The following is an 18,760-nucleotide window of genomic DNA, read 5'->3' on the forward strand; positions in this document are numbered from 1 at the left end:
ATCAGGCGCTCCGCCGGAACAGGCTGGTCGCGGCGATGTCGTCGAGCATGGTCTGCTCGGCATTGGCGAGGATGCGCTCGGCCTCATGCCGATAATCGGCAGCGGCCGTCTCGATTGCCCGCAGCGCGCCATAAGCCTCGGCGGTCTGGTCGCGCAGCTGGGCGAGGCGGGCCTCGATCACCGGCTTCTCGGCGACGAGGCGCGCGCGCTCGGCGCGAAGCAGGTCCATATAGGCCTGGGCGGTGAGCGCGGGATCGTCGGCGGCCAGGCGCGCCTCGCGCACCAGCGCGGCGGCGATCGTCTCCAGCCTCTTGTCGATCTGGGCGAGGCGACCGCGCTCGGCGTCGATCAGCTTGCGCAGATCGTCGATCTCGCGCTGGCGGACGCGCGCGGCGGCGTCATAGGGCGTCTTCATGCGGCCTCCGCTTCGGCGACGTCGCCGTTCATCAATCGGTCGATCGCGGCAAAGGTCGCCACGGCGCTGCCGCGATCGTCCTTGCGCTGGTTGATCGCGTCCTCGATTCGCGGCGCCAGCGCCACGGCGCGGTCCACTTCCTCGCTCGATCCGGCCTTGTAAGCGCCGAGCCGCACCATCTCCTCCATGTCCCCATAGGTCGACAGCAGGCGGCGCGCGGCGAGGCGGGTGTCGTTCTGCGCTTCGCTGTGCGCTTGCGGCAAGGTGCGCGACACGGATTTGAGCACGTCGATCGCCGGATAGCGGCCGCGCTCGGCGATCTTGCGGGTGATGACGACGTGGCCGTCCAGGATGCCGCGCACGGCGTCGGCGACCGGTTCGTTATGATCGTCGCCATCCACCAGCACGGTGAACAGCCCGGTGATCGAGCCCTGCCCGGGCAGGCCGGGCCCGGCGCGCTCGAGAAGGCGGGGCAGCTCGGCGAAGACGGTCGGCGTATAGCCCTTGGTGGCCGGCGGCTCTCCGCTCGCCAGCCCGATCTCGCGCTGCGCCATGGCGAAACGCGTCACCGAATCCATCAGGCAGAGGACGTGCAGCCCCTGATCGCGAAAATGCTCGGCGACGGCGAGCGTGGTCCACGCCGCCTGCCGCCGCATCAGCGCCGGCTCGTCGGAGGTGGCAACGACGACGACGCTTCGTGCCAGGCCTTCCGGGCCGAGATCGTCCTCGACGAATTCCTGAACCTCGCGGCCACGCTCGCCGACCAGACCGATGACCGCGATGTCGCAATCCGTCCACCGGGCCAGCATCGACAGCAAGGTCGACTTGCCGACGCCGGAACCGGCGAACAGGCCGAGGCGCTGGCCAACGCAGAGCGGCGCGAACACGTCGAGCGCGCGCACCCCCGTCTCGATCTTGTGGCCGACGCGGGCGCGGCTCGAGGCCTGCGGCGGGCTCGCCTTGATCGGGCGCGGGACGGCGCCGGCGATCAGCGGTCCCTTGCCGTCCACCGGCCGGCCGAGGCCGTCGACGAGGCGGCCGAGCCAGCTTTCCGACGGGCGAATCGAGAATTGCCCGGCGGTCAGCTCCGCCTTGGCGCCGGAGGCGATGCCCTGCGGATCGCTGAACGGCAGGCAATGGGCGATGTGGCGGTCGAGCCCGGTCACCTCGGCATCGACCACGCCGGAAGGCGATGCGATGCGCAGGCGCGATCCGATCTGGGCGGCGCCGGCAAGCCCCTCCACCTCGATCAGGGCGCCGCGGACCGCGACGACCCGGCCGAAGCGCAGATCGGGCTCGAGGGCGCGCAAGCCCGATGCAGCTGAGGCCAGCGACAGCACGATAAGCGTCCTTTACTCTTACTCTGCGGCAGCCGGGATTCTTGCCATCGCCTCAGCTTCATAGGCGATCAGCCACCGGCAATCGGTAAGCGCGCCATAAAAATCGAGCAGCGCCGCCTTCTGGGCGAAGGCGATGCACACCCGCTTGGCCTCGGGCGATTCCAGCGCGCCCATCAGATCGCCGATGCGCGACACGATCGCGTCGCGATGGCGGGCGGCATTGTCCGGATCGATATAGGCCATCATGCACGCGAAATAGAGCAGCCGCGCCGGCGTGTTCGCCTCCTCGGCGGTCATCACGTCACGGCCGCGCAGGATGGTGGCGGTGTTTTCGACGCACAGGTTCACCCGGCCCGTCGCGCGCACCACGGCGCCGTTGACGACCATGCGCTCGCCATCGCGAAGGGAGATGCGGAGAGTCATGACAATTCCTCGGGGATCATAATCTGTTGTTCCCATTATAGGTGGCCGCGCCGTGCCGCGGACGCGCCGGCGATGCGGAAAATTTTGCCTATGTTTGGCGGCCATTCGCCGCCTCCTACAATGATCGTGGGAACCCGGCTGGCGCCACGCGCCCGTCGAACCACTATGCATGGAGACAGACGTGAGCCTCTATTCCGCGATGTACGCCGGCGTTTCGGGCCTGAATTCGGAAGCGGCCGCGATGGCGACGGTCGCCGACAACATCACCAACGTCAACACCATCGGCTACAAGTCCGCGCAGGCGAACTTCAGCACGATGGTGGCGGGCGGAACCACCAGCTCGACCTATGTCGCCGGCGGCGTGAAAGTGTCGCCGCAGTCGCTCATCTCCAAGGCCGGGTCGTTCCAGGCCGGCACGTCGAACACCGACATGGCGATCGACGGCAACGGCTTCTTCATCGTGCGCTCCGGCACCGCCGCCGACAGCCAGGTCGCCTATACCCGCGCCGGCAACTTCTCGCGCGACCAGGAAGGCAATCTCAAGAACGCGGCCGGCTACTACCTCCAGGGCTGGCCGCTCGATGACAGCGGCAATTTCGCCAATAATGGCGACCTCAACGCGCTGCAGCCGGTCAACCCGTACAAGGTGTCGGGCGCGGCCCAGCCGACGACGAAGTTCAACGTCAGCCTCAACCTCGAGTCCGACGCCGATGTCTCTCCGGGCGCCGCCGGCTATGCCGCCGGCGACATGGCGACCAACACGGTCCCGCCGCAATTCTCGCGCCCGTTCACCCTCTATGACGCGCAGGGCAACGCGCATCAGGTGACGATGGGCTTCATCAAGAGCGACGTGAACACCTGGAAGGTCGAGGTCTATGCCAATCCGGCGACCGACGTCACCCAGGCGAACGGCCTGCTCGCCAGCGGCGAAGTGAAGTTCAACGGCGACGGCACGCTCAACGCCAGCACGATGCCGGCGACGGCGACGCCGAGCTGGACCAACGGCGCCGGCTCGCAGCCGATCAGCCTCGGCCTCGGCACGCCGGGCAACCGCGACGGCCTGACCACCAGCTCCGAGCCGTCCAACCTGCGCAGCTCCACCGTGGACGGCGGCAGCCCGTCTGCCGTCGCCTCGGTGTCGATCTCCGACGACGGCGTGGTCAGCGCCGTGTTCGAGGACGGCACCATGCGCGCCGTCTATCAGCTGCCGATCGCCACCTTCAACAATCCGGACGGGCTCAAGGCGATGGGCGGCAATGCCTATCAGGTGTCGGCCAATTCCGGCACCGCGATCATCAACGCCGCCGCCACCCAGGGCTCGGGCAAGATCGCGGCCGGCCAGCTCGAGGGCTCGACCGCCGACCTCGGCAAGGAATTCACCAACATGATCCTCTTCCAGCGCGCCTACAGCGCGTCCTCGAAGATCATCACCACGGTGGACGACATGCTCCAGGAACTCAGCAACATGAAGCGCTGATCCCGGCCGCGCTGCCGCCCTTCCCTGACCCGCCCCGCAAAGGACCGGACCCGTGTCGCTCAACGATATTTTCCACACCGCCATCAGCGGGCTTTCCGCGTCCCAGTCCGGGCTGGGGACGGTGTCCAACAATATCGCGAACGCGAATGTGCCGGGCTATGCCCGCACCCGTGTCTCGGTCAGCACGGCAGCCTCGCAGGGGCAGGTTCAGGGCGTGGTCGTCGGCCAGCCGGAGCGGGTGGCGGATTCGTTCCTGGAAAACGCCGTCTATCGCAACGGCGGCGCGATGGGGCAGTCGGAGGTCACCTCTTCCTATCTCGACCGCCTGCAGGCGCTGCTCGGCGCGCCCGGCTCGGCCGGCGGCCTCGCCGAGCGGCTGAACGCCATCGCCAGCGCCGCCGGGGCGATGACCGGCGTGCAGGGTTCGCCGCAGACGGTGGGGGCGTTCACCGGCAACATCCAGGACGCGATCAACGCCATGGGCCAGGTCAGCGGCGACGTCGATGACCTGCGCCGCGATGTCGAGACCGAGGTCGGCCAGACGGTCAGCCGCGTCAACGTGCTGTTGAAGCAGATCCATAGCCTGAACGACGTCATCGCCCGCTCCAACCCGGTCGGCGGCGCCCCCGGCGCCGAGAGCAGCCGCGCGGCCGCGCTCGAGGAGCTGAGCGGGCTGATGCAGGTCAATGTCCGCAACCAGACCGACGGCCGCGTCGTCATCGAGACGTCGAGCGGGCAGACCCTGCTCGACAAGCGGCTGCGCCAGCTGAGCTATCCGGCCTCCGTGGACGCGGACGCTCAGGCGACCTACCCGCCGATCGACATCCGCTTCACCGACGACAAGGGCAATATTGCCGCATCGACCGGCGAGAGCATCGACTCCTCCTCGGTCGGCGGCAAGCTGGGCGGCCTGCTCGATCTGCGCGACCGTGCGCTGCCGCAGTTCAAGGAGCAGCTCGGCCAGCTCTTCTCCGGCATGGCGGATTCGCTCAACAAGGTCAGCAACGAGGGCACCACCCTGCCCCCGCCACCGGACCTCACCGGCCGCCCCAACGGGCTGGTCGGCGCTGACCGGCTCGGCTTCACCGGCAAGGCGACCTTCGCCGTGCTCGGCCAGGACGGCACGCTCGTCTCCAAGACGACGGTCGATTTCGACGCGCTCGGCCCGACTGCGACGATCGACGACGCCGTCGCTGCGATCAACGCCGGCCTCGGCAGCACCGCGACCGCCGCGATCGATGCGAAGGGCGTGCTCTCCATCACCGCCAACACCGCCGGCAACGGCATCGCCATCGCCCAGGACGCGACCGCGCCGAGCGATCGTGCCGGCATGGGCTTCTCCCAATTCTTCGGCATGAACGATGTCGTGCGCAGCGACAGCAGCGCGCTGGTGCCTTCGGGCCTCCAGGCCGGCGACCCGCACGGCTTCGCCGCCGGCCAGACCGCCGAGGTGGCGCTGCGCGATTCGAGCGGGCGGCTGGTCGCCAGCTACACGCTGTCGCCGGCCGCCGGCGGCAGCGTCGGCGACATGGTCAACAGCCTCAACGGCAGCGATGTCGGCAATTACGGCGTGTTCTCGCTGGATGGCGAGGGCCGCATCCGTTTCGCGCCCAACTCCAACTCGGCGGGCGCGACGATCACCGTGCCCGTCGATTCGACCAGCCGCGCCGGCACCGGCGTCACCTTCTCGTCGATGTTCGGGATGTCCGGCAACGCCAGCGGGCTCAACAGCGCGGCGGTGCGCGAGGACATCCTCAACAATCCGGGCCGCCTGCCGCTCGCCCGGCTCCAGCTCGACGTGCCGGTCGGCCAGAAGGCCGTCGGCCCCGGCGACATGCGCGGCGCCAACGCCTTTGTCGACCAGCTCCAGTCCGCCGCCGATTTCGGCAAGGACGGCATGACGACGATCGACGCCTTCTCCGCGCAGCTGCTCGGCCGGGCCGGCTCCGACGCGGCGATCGCGCAGACCAATTATGAGGATGCATCCAGCCGCCGCCTCGATGCGCAGACGCGGCGGGACAATTTCGGCGGGGTGAATATAGACGAGGAGCTGTCGCAGATGGTCATCTTGCAGAACAGCTACACCGCCGCTGCGCGTGTGGTTACCACCGCCAGCGAGATGTACCGCACCCTCGTCGAGATGGTGTAAAGGGAGTATAGACAATGAACCGCGTTGCCACCCTTCCTATTCAGTACACGATGTCGAACTCGATCCAGAACACGCAGGCGAAGCTTGCGAATAGCCTGGATCAGATGAACACGCAGAAGAAGGCGAACAGCTACGCCGAGCTCGGCCTCGACACCACGCGCGTGCTGTCGGCCCGCAACATGCTGGCCCGGCAGGCGGCACAGGACACGGTGACGTCGCAGGTCGGCACCACGCTCGACTATTACAACACCTCGCTCACCGCGGTCGACGGCGACATGTCCGACCTGCGCAAGGCGATGCTGGATGTGGTCGGCTCGGGCGACACCTACGGCCTGCAGACGACGATCGAGCAGACCTTCGCCAGCGTGCGCACCGCGCTCAACACCACCGTCGCCGGCCAGCCGATCTTCGCGGGCTCGATGACCGGGTCCACCCCGGTCAAGCCTGCGACGTTGCAGGACACGATCGGCCTGGATCCGAACGACGCCTTCAACAATGACCAGGTGAAGCTGTCCGCCCAGGTCTCCAACGACAACACGATGCAATATGGCGTCGTCGCCAGCGATGTCGGCAAGAATATCATCGCTGCGTTCCGCACCCTCGCCGAGGCCGGGCCGTTCGGCGAAAAGGCCACCGACGCGCAGATGGACGCGGTGAAGACCGCGATGAAGCAGATCGAGGACGGGCTTGCCGACGTCCGCACGGCCAATGCCAATAATGGCCGCCTCCAGGCCGAGGTCGACACCGTCACCGCGCGCGGCGAGGATCGCACCAAGATGCTGAAGACCGTCATCGGCAAGGCCGAGGACGCCGATCTCGGCCAGGTGGCGCTGGACATCACCAACGGCCAGACGATGCTGTCGGCGAGCTATTCGGTGTTCGCCAAGATCGCCAATCTGTCGCTGGCGAACTATCTGTAAACGCTGAGGGGCGGGCGGGCAGACCGCTCGCCTCGCGCGTTCCTTGCCGTTGGCGCACGAGCGACGGCGCTCGCGCAGGCATCGCCGGCGGCCGCGCGGCCCCGTCATGCTGGACTTGCTCCAGCATCCACTCTTCCACCTCCTCCGGAGCCCCGGTGGACCCCGAACCACGCGGTCAAGCTGTCGAAGGGTACGGGGGTGATCGCGAATTGCGGGCGGCCGGGCGCCAACCCGGTGCCGTCATGCCGGACCTGATCCGGCATCCACTCATCCACAAACGCGGCAGCCTGTCCCCGCCGGACCCTCGACCCAATCCAGCGCGACAAAAAAAGGGCGCTCCGGTCGATCCGGAGCGCCCTTTCCTTGTCACGCCTTCTTCTTGGTAACCGGCAGCGGCTGCGCGTCGATGAGCGCGGCGAGCTCGCCGACCGGGCTCGCCGTCGGCATCGCCGCCATGGCGCGGGCGAGCTTGTCGGGATCGACGGTGCCGATCGAGGTTGTCAGCATGTCGAACACCGGGCCGGTGGGCAGCTTGGCGAAGGCGATCGAATAGCGCTCGCGCAGATGGACGAGGCCGTCATCACGGCCGATCATCGCATAGGCGATGGCGTGACGCAGCACGATCGCCTGATCGACATCACTGAGCGCGGCGGCATTGGCCGGCAGCGCCGCGGTCTCGGCGGCGAGCCCCTGCCAGTCATGCCGTTTCCACAGGATCTCCGCCTTGAGCGAGCCGGCGTCGGGCAGGTCCTGGATCACCGCGAAGGCTTCCTGCACCTTGCCGAGCTGGCTCAGCGCCACGGCCTCGACACGCGCGCGCGACCGCAGCATGTCCGGCGTATAATCCTGCTGCGCCGAGCGGCGCAGCGCGATCACCGCGCGATCCGGCTGGCCGGCAAGGATGCGCAGCGAAGCGACCCGCACCGACAGCGGCCCACGCGACAGGTCGCGGGCGCGGTTGAACAACTGGTGCTCGAACAGGTCGGCGGCACGCCCGTAAAGGCCCGCCGTCTGCAGGCGATCGGCAAGCTTGGCGAGCAGCGCATCGCCCTCGGCGCCGCTCGGCGTCAGATCGCGATAATCCCAGAACAGCCCGGCCGCCTGATCGAGCGGCAGGCCATTGGCGGCATCGAGCGAGGCGAGCAGCTTTTCCTGCAGCCCCATGACGAAATCCGGCCCCTGGCGGGTCGGATCGTAGAAGCGGAACAGCGTCGCGCCGGCGGACAGCGCCTCGCGCAGGTCGCGGGTGTCGGAGGCGAGCTTGTAGCTCAGCCGCAGCGCCCGCTCCTCGATCGCGTCGCCACGCCACGCAAAGCGCAGTGCGTCGAGCTGACGCAGTGCCGCCGCGGGCTTCAGCGAACCCTCGGCGACGCTCGCCTCGATCTGGCTGAGCGCGGCCTCGGTGCTTTCCTGGCGGGTGCCGCTGCGCACGACGCGGGCGAAGCGCAGCCGCGCCTCCGCGGTCTTGCCGAGCGCGACATAGGCCTGGCCGCGACCGAGGTTGGCGGCGGCATCGCGATCCGGCAGCTGGGCGAGCAGGCGCAGGGCGACGTCGGGCTTGCCGGCCGCCACCGCGGCATGAGCGGCGTCGAGCAGGAACGGCGTGCCGCTCGCCAGCGGCCGCTTGACCAGCGCTTCCCGTGCGCAACGCAGCTCGCCGAGCGCCTGGGCGGCGAAGCCCTGCTGGGAAAGCGCACGCATCCGCCAGGCGCAGGCCTCGGGATTGGCGGCGAGGCCGGGGCGGCTGAGCGTCGCCAGCGCGTCCGGCAGGCGGTTCATCTGCACGAGGGTGACGGCGCGGGCGAGCTGGAAGCTGTCGACCATGGCGAGGTCGGGATCGTCCTGCTGCATGACGTCGAGCACGCCGATCGCCTCGGCGCCGCGATTGCGACCGATCAGGCTGCGCGCATAGGCCCAGCGCGCTTCCTGCCGGGCCTCGCCATGGGCGCGGGCCAGCACCTTCCACGAATCCTCGTCGGCGACCACCAGCCAGTCCGCCGGCCCGGCGATCGACGGGCGCTGGGCGAGATCGGCGGCGAAACCGGGGATACGCGCCTGGGCCGAAACCTGCGGCGACGGATCGGCGAACGCCACCGGCGTGGGCGCGGCGACCGGCGCGGCCGGCGCAGCGGGCAGCGGCGCCTGCCGGACGGCGGGGGTAGCGGCCAGAGCAGCCGAAGCGAGCAGCAGGGCGGTCTTCATGGGATCGGCATCTCGACAAGATTGAGGGCGACGCTCAGCGCGCCGCCACCGGCGGCGCCGAGCACGAAGAGGATGATCAGCAACAGGCTGCTCATCGATCCGGAGCCGCCCTCCTGCCCCTTGTAGCCGGCATCGGTGCGCCGGCGCTGCGGTGTCGAGCCGGCCGACGCGGGCGCGGCGCCGTCGCCCGCGGGAGCGGGCGCGGCGGCAGACCGGCTGCTGTCGGAATAGACCCGGACCTTGGCCGGCCTGCGGTCGCTCATATTTTGTTTACCTGTCGTTCAAGCTTTTACCCCATTATAGGACGTGATCGCTGCTGGACGCTTATCGGCGCCAGGATATTCGGTGGTGATCGAGTGCATGTTTACCCCCGGAGATTATCGATGCGTCTGCCTGTTCTGTTTGCCGCGCTGCTGGGCGGCGCCGTCACCAGCGGCAGCGTCGCGGCGTCCGGAGACCCGCTCGATTCGCCGGCGCCGGGCTTCATGCCGATCGCCGAGATCACCACCCCGATCGTCGACGCCAGCCGGCTCGACGGCGCGGTGAAGGTGCTGGCGACGATCGAGACGGCCGACCCGGCAACGATGGACCAGGTGCGTGCAGACATGCCCATGGTCCGCGCCGAAATGTACGCGGCGACGCTGGAATTCTCCCGCCTCTACGCCTCGGGCCTGCGCGCGGTGGACGCCAAACGCCTTGGCGAGCATCTTTCCGCTGCCGTGCGCAAGTCGCACCCGCAGGTGTCGCGCGTGCTGATCCTCAGGCTCCAGGCACAGCCCGCCTGACACATCTCCGCGCACCGGGCAGCCGTCTTCCTACGCCGTCAGACTGAGTTCGGTTCAGCATCCCCTCGGCCGCAGATGCCGGGGTTCCGCCCGGGCGGACCCGAAGTCCGGGGTGACGATGCCTGGACTGTTGCCGGGCGCCAGTTCCGCACCCCCCGTCATGCTGAACTGGGTTCAGCATCCACCCCGCCGCAAGCGCCCGGATCGGGGCTGCGCCGATCCTGGAACAGGTCAGGTGACGATGCGCCGGGGCGAGACGGGGCAGGCCCCGTGCCTGTCCCCGTCTCGCCCCGGCGCTCTTCCTTATGCCTTTGGCGGCGGCGGGGTGATCTCTTCCTTGGGCGCGCCGGCGCCCGCCTGCTTCGGCGCAGCGGCGCGCGTCAGCGGCGGGCGGGCCGCGGCGGTCTTGCCGCGCGGCTGGGCACGCTCGGGCTGGGCAACGGGCGCCGGCGCAGGCGCAGGCGCGGCGACCGGCTGCGGCGCGGCCTCCGGCGCCGGACCGATCGGCTTGCCAGCGAGCGCCATGCTGAGGCGCACCGCCGCCTGCGGGCTCATGCTCGACAGGATCATCGCGGTGTTGCGCTCGCGCATCCGCTTGGCGACCTGCATCTGAACATCGAGGTCGAGCCGCTCGAACACCGGCGCGGCGCGGGCGGGCTTCATCGTCTGATAAATGCGCGCGAGATCGTCATAGGGCTGGTCGACCGCGTCCGGCGTGCCGCTCTGGCCACCATTGGCGCCGCCGCCACGCGCGCCACCCGCCTGCGGCGCGGGCGCCTGACGCGCGGCAAGCTCTGCCTTCAGCCGTTGCTCGGCGGCGCGGGTCGCCTGCTCGCGCAGGTCAAGCGCGCGGCGCTGGCTGGCCATCACCTGATCATGGTCGGCGGCGCTCTGCGCAATCTGCACGCCGAGCCGCGTCGGGATCGGCGCGGCATCGGGCGCGGCCACCGCCGCCACCGCATTGGCGACCGCAGCGACGCCGGCGACGCCGATCATCGCGGTCAGCGGCGAGGGCCGGCGACGCATCACCCGCTCGAGCATGGGCACCGGCTTCGTCGTCCGGGCGGGCAACCCGGCGCCGCCCTTCTTCTGTGCGGCCATCTCAATATTTCTCCGCGGACATGGTCACCTTGTCATGCGCCGTGGCCAGCGCTTCCAGCTCGGCCATGAGGCCGATTGCGGGCTTGAACTCCTCCTCGTCGCCGGTGGCGCGCTTCGGCTGCAACCGGCCGCCGGCGGCGCGGCGGGCGCGCATCTGCTGCGACGGGCGGCCACGCTTCGCCGGGGCGGGAGCGGCCTCGGCCACCTCTTCCTTGGCGCGCTCGGCGCTGGACGCCTCGACGATGCGCTCGGCGATGGAATTGCCGATGCCGATCATCACCGACAGCTCCTCGCGCAGATCCTCGGCGGACTGGATGGTGCGGATGCTCGCCGCGCCATCGGTCGCGAGCATTTCCTTCAGCTCGCCGAGCACCTGCCGGGCCTGGCCGGTGGCGCGATCGAGCGACTTGACCATCTCGCCCAGATCACCCTTTTTGAGCGCGTTGAAGCGGCGGATCATCCGCACCGTCTGCACGATCACGGCGATGCACAGCACGCTGAGCAGCAGGTTGCTGAGGGCCACGAAGCTCATCGGGAAAAGCCTTTCGAAATGTCCGTCACCATGCGGATGGCGATGTTGCTGCAGCGCTGGCCGATATGGGCGCGGCCCAGCGGCACGCCGCCGCAATGCACTTCCAGCGCATCGTCGGGCCCGCGATTGACGCCGATCGTCTGGCCGACAGCCAGGTTCATGACGTCGTTGAGGCGCATCACCTTCTCGCCGAGCACCACGTCCATGATGATCTCGGTCTGCCACAGCTCGTTGGCCATGTGGGCTTCCCAGATGCGATCGCGGCCGAGCTTCTCGCCCATGAAGCGCTGCAACAGCTTGCCGCGCACGGGCTCGATGGTGGCGTGCGGCAGGACGACGGAGAATTTGCCGCCGCGCCCTTCCATGTCGACGCGGAAGGTGGCGACCGCGGCGATGTTGGAGGGGCCGGCGATCGCCGCGAAGCGGGGGCTCGTCTCGACGCGCTCCAGCTCGATGCCGATCGGCTCGATCGCCTCGAAGGAGGCGGCGAAATCGTTGAGCGCCAGCTGCACCATCCGCGACACCAGCGAGGTTTCGATGGTGGTGAAGGCGCGGCCGTCGATGCGCACCGGCTCATTGCCCTTGCGCCCGCCGAGCAGCGCATCGACGACGGCGTAGATCAGGCCGGAATCGACGGTGACGACGCCGTAATTCTCCCACTCGCGCACCTTGAACACGCCGAGCATGGCGGGCAGCGCGACGCGGTTCATGAACTCGCCGAAGCGCGTCGAGGTGACTTCCTCCAGATGGACGTCGATCGCGTCCGAAGTGAGGTTGCGCATGCTGGTGGCGAAGGTGCGCACCATCCGCTCGCACACCACCTCCAGCATCGGCAGGCGCTCATGGCTGATGACGTCGGACTCGATGACCGCCTTGAGGCCGCTCTTCTGCGCGGTCGGCGTGACCAGGTCGAAGCCGAACAGCGCGTCGATGCCGGCCTGATCGAAGGTCTCGCCGACCTCTGACGAGACCTTCGGCGGCTCCGGCAGCTCGAAATCGTCGAAATCGTCGCTCATTGCTGCACCAGATCCTGGATCAGAATGTCACGCACCATGCCCGGCCCGAGCGCCTCGGTGGCACGCACCATCATCTCTTCCTTGACGCGGAAGAGCGCGGCGGAGCCGTTGAGATCCTCGGGGCGAAGCTCGCGCAGGAAAGGCTGCAGCGCGTCGAGCACCGCCGGCAGCTTGGCCTTGAGGTCGGCGGCCTTCTTCGCATCGGTCGCGACGACGATGAAGCGCATCTTCAGGAAGCGCGCCTCCCCGTCCGCCGTGCGCAGGTTGACCAGCATCGTCGGCGCCTCGACATAGGCGTCCGCCGAGGCGCCCTCCTTGCCGTGGCCGCCCTCGGCCGCCGGCGCCTCCGCCCCATGCTCGGTATCGGCCTTCTTGCCGCCCAGCATCACATAGGCGCCGGCACCCGCCGCGATCAGCACCGCCACCACCGCGAGCGCGATGATGATCAGCTTCTTCTTCTTCGGCTGCGTGGCCTGCGCAGGAGCTTCGTCCTCCGCGGCCACATTGATGATCACGTCGCTCGACATTTTATCTCCACCGAGATCAGGAAAACACGGTCGCTTTCGTGTTCGGCTGCGACCCGTCCCGCCGTTTCTCTCCTATTATAGGATGGACACTGGGCAATATTTGCCTGGGCGTGAATTTTCCGAGGTGCTTCGAATGAGCGACGTCTCATCCTATGTGCTGCTGAGCCACGAGCAGGCGCTCCGGCGCCAGATGGACGTGACCGCCAACAACATGGCGAACAGCAGCACGGTCGGATACAAGCGCGAGCAGCCGCTGTTCCACGAATATGTGGAGCGGGTGAACGAAGCGCCGGTCAACGACGCCAGGAAGACATCGTTCGTGCTCGATTACGGCGCCGTGCACGATACCGCGCAGGGCTCCTTCCAGGCGACCGGCAACCCGCTCGACGTGATGATCGAGGGTCCCGGCTATCTCAATGTCGAGGCTCCGGGCGGCGGCGTCGCCTATACGCGCGCAGGGTTCATCAAGGTTCTGGAATCCGGCGACCTCGCCACCGCCGGCGGCCAGCGCCTGCTCGACACCAACGGCCGGCCGATCAACGTGCCGCCCGACCAGGCCAGCCGCATCTCCATCCAGTCGGACGGGTCGGTGATCGGCCCCGACGGCGGCCAGCTCGGCCGCATCGCCGTCACCGGCTTTCCCGACGAGATGGCGGTGAAGGTGCGCGGCGACGGGCTGCTCGATGGCAGCAACGGCCGCATCTACACGCAGCGCGAGGCGCGGCTGCGCTCCGGCGGGGTCGAGGCTTCCAACGTGGAGCCGATCGTCGAGACCACCCGCATGGTCGAGATCCTGCGCGCCTACCAGACCAGCATGTCCATGTCCCAGGACCTGGACAATATGCGCAAGAGCGCGATCAGCCGCCTCGGCGGCACCAACCACTGATCTTTGATGTAATCCGAAAGGACCGGACCCATGCGTTCCCTCTCGATCGCCGCCACCGGCATGCTTGCCCAGCAGACCAATGTCGACGTGATCTCAAACAACATCGCCAACATGAACACCACCGCGTTCAAGCGGCAGCGCGCCGAATTCCAGGACCTGCTGTACCAGCAGGTTTCGCGTCCGGGCACCGCAACGAGCCAGGATGGCACCAAGGTGCCGTCCGGCATCCAGATCGGCGCCGGTGTGCGCACCGGCGGCGTCTATCGCATCAACGAGGCGGGCGCGCTGACCAAGACCGACGGCCGCTATGACATGGCGATCGACGGCGAGGGCTTTTTCCAGGTGACGCTGCCGACCGGCGAGACGGGCTATACCCGCGCCGGCTCCTTCCAGGTGTCCGACCAGGGCGAGCTCGTCACCAGCGACGGCTATCGCGTCGAGCCGGCGATCACCGTGCCGCAGGGCGCGGTCGACGTGATGGTCTCGAAGACCGGCGAGGTCCAGATCAAGATGCAGGACCAGACCCAGATCCAGACGATCGGCCAGATCGAGCTTGCCACCTTCGTCAACCAGTCCGGCCTCGAGGCGATGGGCTCCAACCTGTTCCTGGAGACCGACGCGTCCGGCCAGCCGACCGTCTCGACGCCCGGCCAGCCGGGTTTCGGCACCATCAACCAGGGCTTCCTCGAAGCGTCCAACGTCAACCCGGTGTCCGAGATCACCTCGCTGATCACGGCGCAGCGCGCCTATGAGATGAACAGCCGGGTGGTGAAGACCGCCGACGAGATGCTGGCCACCTCCTCGCAGATGCACTGAGCCCGATGCGCGCGCTTCTCATCGCGACGCTGCTGCTGCCCGGCGCGGCGGCGGCGCAGCCTTCCTCTCCGCTCGCCGACACGCCGGTGCTGGCGCGCACCGTCGAGAAGGGCGAGCGGGTCACCGCCGGCGACTTCACCGTCGATCGCCGCCCGGCCAGCGTGGCGCGCGTCGCGCTCAAGCCGGCCGATGCCGATGGCATGGAGGCCGCCCGGCGGCTGATGGCCGGGGCGCCGCTGCGCGCCAGCGACCTCGTCCATGCCCAGCTCGTGCGGCGCGGCGAATCCGTGGTGATCACGGTGCGCGCCGGCACGCTGTCCATCTCGACGCCGGGCAAGGCGCTGACCGGCGGCGGCGCGGGCGAGGCGGTGCGCGTGCTGAGCATCAGCACCAACCGCACGCTCGATGCCGTCGTCGAATCCGGCGGCCATGTCCGCGTGACGACGCTTTAGGAGTGATTGTGATGAAGCGTATGGTTTCCGTTGTAGCGCTGGCCTGCCTGCTGTCCGGCTGCGGCGCGGTCGGGCGTCTGCAAGGCGTCGGCAAGGCGCCGAAGATGACGGCGATGGACGATCCCGTCGCGCCGGAGATCGAGCCCTCGCTCGGCCTGCAGGGTGCGGCCCATCGCAACGGCGCGACGGCGGCGCCTGCGCCCTCCGCCTCGCTGTTCCGCACCGGCGCGGGCGGCTTCCTGCGCGATCAGCGCGCCTCGAAGGTGGGCGATATCCTCACCATCCGCATCAACATCGCCGACAAGGCGTCGGTGGACAACACCACGTCGCGCACGCGCGCCGGCGGCGAGACGGGCGGCATCGCCGGCCTGCTCGGCCTGGAGACGCAGCTGCCCAAGATCCTGCCGGGCAAGCCGGATCCGTCGAAGCTGGTCGATTTCAATTCCAACTCGACCGCGACCGGCGCCGGCAACACGACCCGCAGCGAGCAGATCAACCTGACCATGGCGGCGATCGTCACCGGCGTGCTGCCCAACGGCAATCTGGTGATCCGCGGCCGGCAGGAGGTGCGCGTCAATTTCGAGCTGCGCGAGCTGATCGTCACCGGCATCGTCCGGCCCGAGGATATCGCCCGCGACAATACCATTGCCCACAGCCAGATCGCGGAAGCGCGCATCAGCTATGGCGGCCGCGGCCAGCTCACCGACGCGCAGCAGGCGCGCTGGGGCCAGCAGATCTACGACGCGCTGTTTCCGTTCTGACCGAACGCCGGGCGCCGCACTGGCTGCGCCCGGCCCGCCTCCGATCACCGGCCACGGCCGGGCGGGACGCGCGCCGTCCTGCCCGGCCGTTTCGCCGTTTGGCGTCGCTTCGCGGCGGGGAGCCCGGCCGGTCCAAATAAAAGCGGAGGCCCGGCGCGATCGCCGGACCTCCGCAGATTGTCCGTCAGGACGTGCCTGCCGGCGATCAGCCGGCGAGGAACGGGCGATAGGGGTTGAAGGCGAGCAGGCTGTCGATCGCGTCGGCATTGCGCGCGAAGATGCCGAGCTCGCGCACCCGGCCCGTGCCGATCGTCATGCGCAGCCGTCGATAGGCGCCGAAGCCGGTGTGCCTGTTCATGAAGTCGATCTCGCGGGCAATGTCCGATCCGGACTCCCAGAACAGGAAGTCGGACACATGATTGTCGATCTTCTTGGCGATCTTCACCGCCGTGTCGCCTCGGTCGAGGAAGTGATAGAGAACGGTCAGCACGATCGCCATGTCGAACACCTGACTCCCGAGGTCGACGGACTCGGCGGTATCCTGCCGGAAATCGCACTGCGTGTTGAACAGCTCGTTGAGGATCGAGGCGGTGGTGAAATGGGAATCCTGCGGCTCGACGCCGACCACTTGCGCGCCCAGGCGGCTGAAGTGACGCGAGAAATAGCCCGCGTTGCAGCCGATATCGAGCACGCTCGCCGGCCGGATATAGCCGAGCGTGTCGGCGATGCAGCCGAGCCGGTTAGGGAAGAAATTGTCACGATGGGCGAAGGGGATATGGAATTGCGGATGCTCGATCGGCGAATAGGGCTCCTTATAGCCGATCTGCTCGACATGCCGGCGTACGCGCGCGCCGATCGACGGCTCGAACAGCGACCCGAATGAGCGGGGCGACATGCGCACATTGGCCCAGCGCTGGCGCCGGCCGATCAGATAGCTGGCGCGGTGATGGCCGTCGCGCAGGATGAAGCGGCCGGTGGCCGCATCATATTCGCCGTCGAGCAGGAAGGCGTCGTCGTCTACGCCATTCTCGGCATAGCGGGCGTTGAGATGGTTGAAATAATCATAGCGCTCGAAGATCTGACGGGCGGCATCACGCGGCGGGGCGACGCCCATCGTGCGGTGGGTGGCATTCCACCAATTCTCATAATAGCCAACGTCCAGGCGCGAGGGATCGAAGAAACCCTCGAACAGCCGCACATGCGAGCGCAGGCTCAGGATCGACAGGCCGTCGGTGATGCCGTGCTGCTGATGCCAGAGCGGCGGCCGATCGGGATATTTCCCCGGGCCATGGATGAAATCATTGCTTTCGCAAAACAGCATCTCCACCGGAACCCGGCAGATATAGGTGTCACCAACGACCTTGAACGAGGTCTTCATTCCTCATCATCCCCTGAATGACTATCGACACCCGGCAGTCGCCGGTTTATTTCCGGTCGAACGCGAGGAACGTGATGCGGCTGTCCTTGCCGACATTCCAGGGCGCGCGATTATAGTGGGAATATTCGTGCTTCGCGTAGTCGGCGAGGCGGAAGCCAAGCTCGTTCATCAGATAGATGTAGAGTTCGGGATCGCGATTGAACACCGGCGGATTGCCGTCACGGCGCCACCGCTGGTCCATCAACTCGGCGATGACGACGCGCTGACGCCCCTTCACCGCCTCAACGAGCAGCGGCAGGATCGCCTCGTCGGCGACGTGCAGCAGAACGGTGTAGAAAAGCAGCGCCGGGGCCTCCGGATATTGATAGCCGTGATCATGGATGCGGAAGCTATGGCCCGGCAGATATTCGCGCGCCTGGCGCAGCGAATTCGGATTCACGTCGACGCCGGTATAGCCCTCCGGTGTGAACAGGGAGGCGATCCGGCCGATGCCGCAGCCGATCTCCAGTACCGGGAAAGTGCCGCCGAGCGCGCGACCGAGCGCGGCGCCGACATCGAACCCTTCGGGGAATTCATAGCCCTTGCCGGGGATGATGTGGTCGACGCCTTCCTGGATCCAGAACGCCTCCTCCGGCGTCCGCCACAGGCGGTTGTCGCGCCGGTCGCGCGCGCCCTGCTCGGTAATGCGGGCGGATTCATGCTCGACCTTGGCGCCAGTGGCCCTGGCGGCGCGCGACGCCTGCCAGTGGCGGATCACTGCCGGCTCGGCCCCGGGCGCACCGTCGATGTGGAGATAGGAGCGCGGCAGCCAGCTCGTCTTCAGCGGCTTGACGCTGCTGACGTCGCACCAGGCGGAGCTGAGATGGACCTGATCCCAGGTCAGCGGGTCGGCCTTGCAGCGCAGCACCCATTGTTTCAGCAGATCGCGCGCCAGCTCGGTCTTGCCGAAATAGAGCGTGCCGGAACAAAATTCCCAGCCACGGTCATGCTCGGCATGGTTCCACGTCCATTTGTGAAGCGCGACATCGGCCGCGAGCGCGGAGAACAGCTCCGGCAGTGCCTCGACGGTGGCATCGGCGTCGATCCACACGATCGGATGATCGGAAGCTTCCCACTGGGCGAGGATGAATTCGGCCTTGTAGGCGCAGACATGTTCCCAGCGCGCCGTCGCGTCGATCGGATGCAGCACATAGTCGAGGCCGAATTGATCGAGCGTCGCGCGCAGGCGCGCGGCATGCTCGGCATATTCGTTGTTGGCGGTGTAGAAAGACACGATCTTGAAGGGATGGGCGCCGGCTGCGACGACATCGCGCACCTCGCGCGGCTCGACCTTGCGCGCAAGATCACGACCGACAAAGCCCTTCACCTCATAGGCGCGGGTATTGCTCTCGCCAAAGACCGGAGCCGGAGCCAGCGCGGCGGCACTCTGAAAATTCATCACGATCATCCCATCGGCTAGGCCGCCGCTTCTTGAGATCTGGTCCATCAAGCGGTGACACGATCGCAACGGCGACGGGCGCCATTGCTCCTGTTCATTATAGGGCGGGATGCCGTCCGAGCGTGGCGGCGGCCGATGATTG

Annotated in this window: 19 protein-coding genes; 8 read left to right on the forward strand and 11 right to left on the reverse strand. The window is 68.0% G+C overall.

The genetic code is table 11. The features are described from left to right. Position 1 precedes the first annotated feature (1 nt). Genes KOF26_RS12295 through KOF26_RS12305 form a run of 3 tightly spaced genes read right to left on the reverse strand, consistent with a single transcriptional unit; the run spans position 2 to position 2,178 of the window. Positions 2–415 (reverse strand): C20orf96 family protein, encoded by a 414-nt coding sequence (locus KOF26_RS12295; RefSeq protein ID WP_216325223.1) that lies wholly within the window; start codon positions 413–415, stop codon positions 2–4. Next, entirely contained in the window at positions 412–1,755 is a 1,344-nt protein-coding gene (gene fliI / locus KOF26_RS12300; RefSeq protein ID WP_216325227.1) for a flagellar protein export ATPase FliI, read from the reverse strand. The genes KOF26_RS12295 and fliI overlap by 4 nt, the downstream gene beginning before the upstream one ends. An 18-nt stretch (positions 1,756–1,773) precedes the next feature. Then, a complete protein-coding gene (locus KOF26_RS12305; protein WP_216325229.1) occupies positions 1,774–2,178 on the reverse strand; it encodes a flagellar biosynthesis repressor FlbT in 405 nt (134 codons plus the stop codon). Between the two features lie 181 nt (positions 2,179–2,359). Between KOF26_RS12305 and KOF26_RS12310 the strand changes: the two genes are divergently transcribed. From KOF26_RS12310 to KOF26_RS12320, 3 genes are read left to right on the forward strand one after another with little or no spacing between them, the layout of a single operon-like run. Continuing rightward, on the forward strand, positions 2,360–3,655 hold the full coding sequence (locus KOF26_RS12310) for a flagellar hook protein FlgE (RefSeq protein ID WP_216325231.1): 1,296 nt from the start codon (positions 2,360–2,362) through the stop codon (positions 3,653–3,655). Between the two features lie 52 nt (positions 3,656–3,707). Further along, complete coding sequence (locus tag KOF26_RS12315; protein WP_216325233.1) at positions 3,708–5,804, forward strand: FlgK family flagellar hook-associated protein; 2,097 nt, start codon at positions 3,708–3,710, stop codon at positions 5,802–5,804. Positions 5,805–5,818: 14 nt separating this feature from the next. After that, a complete protein-coding gene (locus tag KOF26_RS12320) occupies positions 5,819–6,724 on the forward strand; it encodes a flagellin (RefSeq protein WP_253201390.1) in 906 nt (301 codons plus the stop codon). A 366-nt stretch (positions 6,725–7,090) separates the two neighbouring features. Here the strand turns inward: KOF26_RS12320 and KOF26_RS12325 are convergent, their stop codons facing one another. Then, positions 7,091–8,926, reverse strand: coding sequence for a hypothetical protein (locus tag KOF26_RS12325; protein WP_216325235.1), 1,836 nt, complete (start codon positions 8,924–8,926; stop codon positions 7,091–7,093). Continuing rightward, positions 8,923–9,189 carry a hypothetical protein gene (locus KOF26_RS12330; protein ID WP_216325237.1) on the reverse strand — a complete coding sequence of 89 codons (267 nt, stop codon included), beginning with the start codon at positions 9,187–9,189 and terminating at the stop codon, positions 8,923–8,925. The genes KOF26_RS12325 and KOF26_RS12330 overlap by 4 nt, the downstream gene beginning before the upstream one ends. A gap of 120 nt (positions 9,190–9,309) precedes the next feature. On the opposite strand from KOF26_RS12330, the gene KOF26_RS12335 reads away from it, so the two are divergent. Next, complete coding sequence (locus KOF26_RS12335) at positions 9,310–9,711, forward strand: hypothetical protein (protein WP_216325239.1); 402 nt, start codon at positions 9,310–9,312, stop codon at positions 9,709–9,711. Positions 9,712–10,014: 303 nt separating this feature from the next. Here the strand turns inward: KOF26_RS12335 and KOF26_RS12340 are convergent, their stop codons facing one another. The 4 genes from KOF26_RS12340 to KOF26_RS12355 are packed head-to-tail and all read right to left on the reverse strand — an operon-like array spanning position 10,015 to position 12,887. Next, a complete protein-coding gene (locus KOF26_RS12340) occupies positions 10,015–10,812 on the reverse strand; it encodes a MotE family protein (RefSeq protein WP_253201391.1) in 798 nt (265 codons plus the stop codon). Position 10,813: 1 nt separating this feature from the next. Further along, positions 10,814–11,344 carry a DUF6468 domain-containing protein gene (locus tag KOF26_RS12345; RefSeq protein ID WP_216325241.1) on the reverse strand — a complete coding sequence of 177 codons (531 nt, stop codon included), beginning with the start codon at positions 11,342–11,344 and terminating at the stop codon, positions 10,814–10,816. Further along, entirely contained in the window at positions 11,341–12,360 is a 1,020-nt protein-coding gene (gene fliM / locus KOF26_RS12350; RefSeq protein ID WP_216325244.1) for a flagellar motor switch protein FliM, read from the reverse strand. Before fliM ends, KOF26_RS12345 begins: the two co-directional genes overlap by 4 nt. Continuing rightward, positions 12,357–12,887 carry a flagellar basal body-associated FliL family protein gene (locus KOF26_RS12355; protein ID WP_216325246.1) on the reverse strand — a complete coding sequence of 177 codons (531 nt, stop codon included), beginning with the start codon at positions 12,885–12,887 and terminating at the stop codon, positions 12,357–12,359. Before KOF26_RS12355 ends, fliM begins: the two co-directional genes overlap by 4 nt. 133 nt (positions 12,888–13,020) lie before the next feature. On the opposite strand from KOF26_RS12355, the gene KOF26_RS12360 reads away from it, so the two are divergent. Genes KOF26_RS12360 through flgH form a run of 4 tightly spaced genes read left to right on the forward strand, consistent with a single transcriptional unit; the run spans position 13,021 to position 15,802 of the window. Continuing rightward, entirely contained in the window at positions 13,021–13,773 is a 753-nt protein-coding gene (locus KOF26_RS12360) for a flagellar hook-basal body complex protein (RefSeq protein ID WP_216325248.1), read from the forward strand. A gap of 30 nt (positions 13,774–13,803) precedes the next feature. Continuing rightward, positions 13,804–14,589: a flagellar basal-body rod protein FlgG gene (gene flgG / locus KOF26_RS12365; protein WP_216325250.1), complete on the forward strand. Its 786-nt coding sequence runs from the start codon at positions 13,804–13,806 to the stop codon at positions 14,587–14,589. Positions 14,590–14,594: 5 nt separating this feature from the next. Continuing rightward, a complete protein-coding gene (gene flgA, locus KOF26_RS12370; protein WP_216325252.1) occupies positions 14,595–15,041 on the forward strand; it encodes a flagellar basal body P-ring formation chaperone FlgA in 447 nt (148 codons plus the stop codon). Between the two features lie 11 nt (positions 15,042–15,052). Next, on the forward strand, positions 15,053–15,802 hold the full coding sequence (gene flgH, locus KOF26_RS12375) for a flagellar basal body L-ring protein FlgH (RefSeq protein ID WP_216325254.1): 750 nt from the start codon (positions 15,053–15,055) through the stop codon (positions 15,800–15,802). Positions 15,803–16,007: 205 nt separating this feature from the next. Here flgH and KOF26_RS12380 read toward each other — a convergent pair whose 3' ends face one another. Further along, a complete protein-coding gene (locus KOF26_RS12380; protein WP_216325256.1) occupies positions 16,008–17,180 on the reverse strand; it encodes a class I SAM-dependent methyltransferase in 1,173 nt (390 codons plus the stop codon). A gap of 46 nt (positions 17,181–17,226) precedes the next feature. Then, positions 17,227–18,618 (reverse strand): class I SAM-dependent methyltransferase, encoded by a 1,392-nt coding sequence (locus tag KOF26_RS12385; RefSeq protein ID WP_216325257.1) that lies wholly within the window; start codon positions 18,616–18,618, stop codon positions 17,227–17,229. Positions 18,619–18,760 lie beyond the last annotated feature (142 nt).

The organism is Sphingomonas quercus, assembly GCF_018863195.1.
In the GTDB taxonomy this organism is placed as follows: Bacteria; Pseudomonadota; Alphaproteobacteria; order Sphingomonadales; family Sphingomonadaceae; genus Solisphingomonas; species Solisphingomonas quercus.

What these genes read in the sequence shown, in the direction of transcription:
- KOF26_RS12295 (WP_216325223.1), bottom strand. Translation starts at nt 415, where the DNA reads ATGAAGACGCCCTATGACGCCGCCGCGCGCGTCCGCCAGCGCGAGATC.
- KOF26_RS12305 (WP_216325229.1), bottom strand. Translation starts at nt 2,178, where the DNA reads ATGACTCTCCGCATCTCCCTTCGCGATGGCGAGCGCATGGTCGTCAAC.
- KOF26_RS12320 (WP_253201390.1), top strand. Translation starts at nt 5,819, where the DNA reads ATGAACCGCGTTGCCACCCTTCCTATTCAGTACACGATGTCGAACTCG.
- KOF26_RS12325 (WP_216325235.1), bottom strand. Translation starts at nt 8,926, where the DNA reads ATGAAGACCGCCCTGCTGCTCGCTTCGGCTGCTCTGGCCGCTACCCCC.
- KOF26_RS12330 (WP_216325237.1), bottom strand. Translation starts at nt 9,189, where the DNA reads ATGAGCGACCGCAGGCCGGCCAAGGTCCGGGTCTATTCCGACAGCAGC.
- KOF26_RS12335 (WP_216325239.1), top strand. Translation starts at nt 9,310, where the DNA reads ATGCGTCTGCCTGTTCTGTTTGCCGCGCTGCTGGGCGGCGCCGTCACC.
- KOF26_RS12340 (WP_253201391.1), bottom strand. Translation starts at nt 10,812, where the DNA reads ATGGCCGCACAGAAGAAGGGCGGCGCCGGGTTGCCCGCCCGGACGACG.
- KOF26_RS12345 (WP_216325241.1), bottom strand. Translation starts at nt 11,344, where the DNA reads ATGAGCTTCGTGGCCCTCAGCAACCTGCTGCTCAGCGTGCTGTGCATC.
- fliM (WP_216325244.1), bottom strand. Translation starts at nt 12,360, where the DNA reads ATGAGCGACGATTTCGACGATTTCGAGCTGCCGGAGCCGCCGAAGGTC.
- KOF26_RS12355 (WP_216325246.1), bottom strand. Translation starts at nt 12,887, where the DNA reads ATGTCGAGCGACGTGATCATCAATGTGGCCGCGGAGGACGAAGCTCCT.
- KOF26_RS12360 (WP_216325248.1), top strand. Translation starts at nt 13,021, where the DNA reads ATGAGCGACGTCTCATCCTATGTGCTGCTGAGCCACGAGCAGGCGCTC.
- flgG (WP_216325250.1), top strand. Translation starts at nt 13,804, where the DNA reads ATGCGTTCCCTCTCGATCGCCGCCACCGGCATGCTTGCCCAGCAGACC.
- flgA (WP_216325252.1), top strand. Translation starts at nt 14,595, where the DNA reads ATGCGCGCGCTTCTCATCGCGACGCTGCTGCTGCCCGGCGCGGCGGCG.
- flgH (WP_216325254.1), top strand. Translation starts at nt 15,053, where the DNA reads ATGAAGCGTATGGTTTCCGTTGTAGCGCTGGCCTGCCTGCTGTCCGGC.
- KOF26_RS12380 (WP_216325256.1), bottom strand. Translation starts at nt 17,180, where the DNA reads ATGAAGACCTCGTTCAAGGTCGTTGGTGACACCTATATCTGCCGGGTT.
- KOF26_RS12385 (WP_216325257.1), bottom strand. Translation starts at nt 18,618, where the DNA reads ATGAATTTTCAGAGTGCCGCCGCGCTGGCTCCGGCTCCGGTCTTTGGC.